General features: G+C 43.5%; 1 protein-coding gene. It reads right to left on the reverse strand.

From position 1 onward, the window contains the following. Nucleotides 1-1,060: N-succinylarginine dihydrolase (locus AC4MRV_RS22170; protein WP_491189422.1), on the reverse strand; the 1,060-nt coding region annotated here is incomplete at its 3' end. Nucleotides 1,061-1,072: the final 12 nt, after the last annotated feature.

A 1,072-nucleotide genomic window follows, 5' to 3' on the forward strand; every position in this document is an offset into this window, starting at 1 on the left:
TATAAATGACTTCGTTGATAGGGTTGCTGGCTTGGCAAAGTGCCGCCAAATAGCGTTCTACAGTATCGATTGTTTGGCATTCGCTCGGAGCAATTAATGCCATTCCGCCATTTGGCAAGCTTACTAGTTGGCTGTTGAAGATATAGCTTTGAACAGCTTCATCAACACTCAAATCAGCGTCAGAGACTTCGATTAAATGTAGCGGGCGTGAGCCTGTGTAATTTTGTCTGATTTGCGCAATGACTTTTTTCTGTTGATAGAATGCTTGTTCATGAAATAAAAATACATTCTCATTGCCAATGGCGATCACGTCATTGTGGAATACACCTTGATCTATCACTGCAGGGTTCTGCTGAATGTAGAGCGTTTGCGCTGGATCTAGTTGATGACTTCGGGCAATTGCTTCACTGGCTTGACGAGTTTGCCTTGCTGGGAAAACCTGTGGTTTTACTTTGCTATTCATATCTTCGCCATATACAAAAAGCGCCAACCCTGAATGACCATAACTATCGGCTAAACGGGTGTAGTTTGCGGCGCCTTCATCTCCAAACAGGGGGTGTTGTGGTAAAGGTGCATGATGCGTAAACACAGATTCATCTGCAAAAGTGGCTTTTAAAATTTTGCTGGTGGTTTTTGCTTCAATAGCGCGGTGAATTTTGTTGTTTAAGTTCGCTGGGGTGAAATGCACTTTGCCGTCACCACTATCAGCACTTGGTGAAATGGTTGCCGCATTGGCTGTCCACATAGAAGATGCCGAATAGCATGCTTTTAAAAATTGCGGTGCTGATTTTGAAGCCTGAGAGATGACATTGGCATCTGAGCCTGAAAAGCCAAGGCTTCTTAATGTGATTAAGTCAGGTCGAGCATTGGGCGCTAATACACCTTGATGTAACCCCATCTGGCTAAGCGTATGCATTTTTTCTAAACCCTGTAGCGCAGCTTTTTTTGGATTTGCGACTTTATTGGCATTCGACTTAGATGCCACGTTGCCATATGACAGTCCGGCATAATTATGTGTTGGTCCAACTAACCCATCAAAATTGACTTCAGTGTAATTCATAGTTGCCTCATT

The sequence above is a fragment of the Vibrio sp. genome (genome assembly GCF_984391705.1).